The sequence below is a fragment of the Amycolatopsis sp. NPDC003731 genome, from assembly GCF_053586895.1.
Window position 1 is genome coordinate 1 of the sequence record NZ_JBSFNC010000282.1, and the last position, 3,853, is coordinate 3,853.

The 3,853-nt window shown below is 72.8% G+C and carries 4 protein-coding genes and 1 pseudogene; 1 reads left to right on the top strand and 4 read right to left on the bottom strand.

What is annotated here, in order from left to right; genetic code table 11:
• Window positions 1-126: 126 nt before the first annotated feature.
• The 4 genes from ACWDN5_RS46335 to ACWDN5_RS46350 are packed head-to-tail and all read right to left on the bottom strand — an operon-like array spanning window position 127 to window position 3,623.
• Complete coding sequence (locus ACWDN5_RS46335; RefSeq protein ID WP_449680745.1) at window positions 127-1,614, bottom strand: precorrin-2 C(20)-methyltransferase; 1,488 nt, start codon at window positions 1,612-1,614, stop codon at window positions 127-129.
• Complete coding sequence (locus ACWDN5_RS46340; protein ID WP_310971195.1) at window positions 1,611-2,234, bottom strand: precorrin-8X methylmutase; 624 nt, start codon at window positions 2,232-2,234, stop codon at window positions 1,611-1,613. The genes ACWDN5_RS46335 and ACWDN5_RS46340 overlap by 4 nt, the downstream gene beginning before the upstream one ends.
• Entirely contained in the window at window positions 2,231-3,304 is a 1,074-nt protein-coding gene (locus ACWDN5_RS46345; RefSeq protein ID WP_449680746.1) for a precorrin-3B synthase, read from the bottom strand. The genes ACWDN5_RS46340 and ACWDN5_RS46345 overlap by 4 nt, the downstream gene beginning before the upstream one ends.
• Window positions 3,305-3,308: 4 nt before the next feature.
• The gene (locus tag ACWDN5_RS46350; RefSeq protein WP_310971193.1) at window positions 3,309-3,623 is read right to left on the bottom strand and encodes a DUF6191 domain-containing protein; all 315 of its coding nucleotides are present in this window, start codon (window positions 3,621-3,623) and stop codon (window positions 3,309-3,311) included.
• A gap of 109 nt (window positions 3,624-3,732) precedes the next feature.
• On the opposite strand from ACWDN5_RS46350, the pseudogene ACWDN5_RS46355 reads away from it, so the two are divergent.
• Window positions 3,733-3,853 (top strand): annotated as a pseudogene (locus ACWDN5_RS46355) (ABC transporter ATP-binding protein); the annotation flags it as partial.

Genomic DNA, 3,853 nt, shown 5'->3' on the forward strand with positions numbered 1-3,853 from the left:
CCGCGCTGGTCCTTTCGCGACTGACGCCCGGCCTGCTCCGCACGGCCGCGAAGCTGGACCTGACGCCGTGAGCCGGCCGCGGCGGATGTCGCCGCGCTTTACCACTCACGACCGGCCGCGGCAGACCTAGTAGCTGCGGGGCGTCCAGACGATGCCGTTCTCGGACCGGGTGCGGGACGAGCCCACGATCAGCAGGCAGCGCATGTCCACTGTGGACGGTTCGAGCTCACCGAGGGTCGTGACGCGGATGTCCTCCTCCGGGCCGCCGACATCCCGCGCCACCACGACCGGCGTCGCCGGCGCACGGTGGCGGAGCAGCACCGACCGGGCGTCCGCGAGCTGGGTCGTCCGGGAACGTGAAGCCGGGTTGTACAACGCCAGCACGAGATCCGCCGCGCCTGCCGCGTCGAGGCGCTTTTCGATGATCTCCCACGGCTTCAGCCGATCCGACAGCGAGAGCACGCAGTAGTCGTGGCCCAGCGGGGCGCCCACCCTGGACGCCGCCGCCTGGGCCGCCGTCACGCCCGGCACGATCCGGACCCGGACGCCCGTGCCGTGGCCGGCCGACACCTGCTCCAGTACCGCCGACGCCATCGCGAACACCCCCGGGTCGCCCGAGGACACCACCGCGACCCGGGCGCCGGAAGCAGCCAGGGACAACGCCTCGCGCGCCCGGTCGGCCTCGACGCGGTTGCCCGACGCGTGCCGCTGCTGGCCCGCCTTCTGCGGCACCCGCGCCACGTACGGCCCGTACCCGACGATGTGTTCGGCGGCGGACAGCTCCGCCGCCGCTTCCGGGGTGAGCCACTCCGGGCCGGCCGGCCCGAGCCCCACGACGACGACTTCGCCGCCCGAAGAAGGCGCAGCGGCGACGGGAGCAGGCGAAACCCGAGACGCGTAAGCCGGCGAAGGCAGCAACGCCAACGAGAAGTACGGGACCGTAGACGGATCGACCTCACCCAGGGGCTCGACCCGCTGTTGTCCCCACGTCGCCCGCTCGACGTACACGGCGTCGTCCAGTTTCCCGGCTTCCTCGAACGCCTCCCGCACCGACGAGAACGTCCGGCCCAGCTTCAGCACCGCCGCCGCGTCGGTGTCCGCCAGGCGCCGCGCCAGCTCCGGGGCCGGGAGCGTGCCCGGGAGCACCGTCAGCACCTCGTCGCGCTGCACCAGCGGGCGGCCGATGACCGAGGACGCCGCGCTCACCGACGTCACACCCGGGACGACCACCGCCTCGAAGCGACCGGCCAGCCGCTCGTGCATGTACATGTACGAGCCGTAGAAGAACGGGTCGCCCTCGCAGAGCAGGACCACGTCCCGCCCGGCGTCGAGGTGTTCGGCCAGCCGCTTCGCGCTCAGCTCGTAGAAATCGGCGATCGCGCCCTCGTAGCCGCCCGGGTGGTCGGTCGTTTCCGTGGTGACCGGGTAGACCAGCTTCTCCTCGATCTGCCCGTCGCGCAGGTACGGCTCGGCCACCGAGCGCGCGATGCTCCGGCCGTGCCGCGCGCAGTGGTACGCGATCACCGAGGCCTCGGAGATCAGGCGGGCCGCCTTGACCGTCATCAGTTCCGGGTCGCCGGGGCCGAGGCCGACGCCGTACAGCGTGCCGGTCATTCTTCCGCGCTCGCGAGTGCGTTGATCGCCGCGACCGCCATCGCGCTGCCGCCGCGCCGGCCGTGCACCACCAGGTACGGCGCCGGGGCCCGCTTGGCGAGCTCCACTTTGGACTCCACCGCGCCGACGAACCCGACCGGGACGCCGATGATCGCCGCGGGGGCGCCGACGCCTTCGTCGAGGATTTCCAGCAGGCGGAACAGCGCCGTCGGCGCGTTGCCGATCGCCACCACCGAACCGGGCAGCTTGTCGCGCCACAGCTCCAGCGCCGCCGCCGAGCGGGTGGTGCCCATGCGTTCGGCCAGCGAAGGAACACCGGGGTCCGACAGCGTGCAGAGCACTTCGTTGGCCGCGGGCAGACGGCGCCGGGTGACGCCGCTGGCGATCATCTGCGCGTCGCACAGGATCGGCGCGCCGGCCTCCAGCGCCGCGCGGCCGGACTCGACGACGTCGAGCGTGTAGCGCAGGTCGTCGACCAGATCGACCATGCCGCAGGCGTGGATCATCCGGACCGCCAGCCCGGCCACGTCGTCGGGCAGGATCGCCAGGTCCGCCTCCTCGCGGATCGTGGCGAACGAGTGCCGGTAGATCTCGGCACCGTCCCGCAGGTAGTCGATCACAGATTTCCCTTCAGCTCGTCGAGCGGCACCCAGCGGCCGTCGATGCGGTAGCCCCCCGCTTCGGCGACAACGTCCACATGGGACTGCGACGGCTTCCCGCACCGCCGTTCGCAGCCCGAGAAGTGCGCGCGCAGGCCCGGCCGGAACACCGCGTCGGCCCGGACGTCGGCGCGCGACTTCGCGCAGCCCGGACGGCCGATGCACGCTGTGGTCCCCAAGGCCTCGCCGCCGAAGCCCAGCCGCGCGAAGACGTCGGCGGGCACGTCCGGCAGCACCACGGACTTCCACGGCGTGACCAGCGCGGGACCGAACTCCGCCAGCGCCCGCGCCTGCGCCGCGGACAGCTGCCCGAAGCGCGGCACGACTCCGGCCGCGAAGCCGCCGTCCCGGGAGATCAGCCCCGCCGGGACGTCGACGCCGGCCCGCGGCACCGGCGTTCCCCGCCAGGCCGGGTCGTCGAGCTCCGCGACCCGCCAGGCCGACCCGCGCACGCGGAGGAAGCCGAGCGCGACTTCGACCAGCGCCGAGACGGCGTCGGCGCGCGACACCCGTCGTCCGGTGTCGCCGCCCGCGAGCAGCAGCGTGCCCTCGGACGGGCCCACCGCGAGCCAGCAGACGTCGGCACCTTCGGCGGCGACATCGCCGCGGCCGTCGTCGAAAGCGAAGAGGAACCGGCCGGGCAGCGACGCCAGCTCCGGCGTCGAACACAGCACGTCGTCCAGAGCCGACGACAGGCCGCGCACGTCGGCGAGGCCGCCGCGCAGCCCGCTCAACGGTGACGCGAGAACGTTCCGGACCCGCTCGTGCGACGGCGACGGCAGCAGGCCCGCGGCGGTCAGCCGGGCCTCGAGGCCGGGCCGCTTGACGGCGCGCAGCTGGACGTTGCCGCGCGAGGTGAGATGGAGATCGCCGTCGCCGCACGCCTCGGCCGCGTCGGCCAGCGCGCGCAGCTGCACTGCGGAAATCGTGCCGCCGGGCAGGCGCACGCGGGCCAACGGCCCGTCGGCGGCGTCGTGGGGTGCGAAAACACCGGGGCACGCGTCGGCTCGCACACGTGCTGGGGTCGGCATGGGGTCACTGTAGCTGGCGGTTCGGCGGCTCCGGCGGGTCCGAACGCGGGCGGATCCGGGCGACTCCGGCGTCCAGGTCCACGTCACGCCAGGGTGGTGCGCCTTCGGCGTCCTGCTCGACGAGCATCGACATCGTTTCCCGGTGTTCCAGCTCACGCCGCTTGGTCCCGTAGAGGAACGCGGTCGTTTCCTCGATGTAGGTGGCGGACAGCCGCGCCTTGAAGCGCGAGCCGTTCTTGCGCGGCCGCAGTTCGATCGCCGCCATGACCAGCAGGATCACGACGCCGCCCGGTAGGGCCAGTCCCAGCCAAGGTCCCATGCCCGCCGAACCGGGTGACCGCGGGTCAAGTTCCCGGGACCGTAGAAGTCTGATCGAATGTAGTAGGTGTGCTACATTCGATCGCATCAGTCAGATGGGGGTGACCGCGATGAGAGATCCTGCCGATCCCGTCGTCCGCGTGCGCGGGCTGCGGATGCGGTACGGCACGAACGACGTGCTCCACGGCGTCGAATTCGAGGCGTACCGGGGGGAGGTCGTCTGCCTGCTCG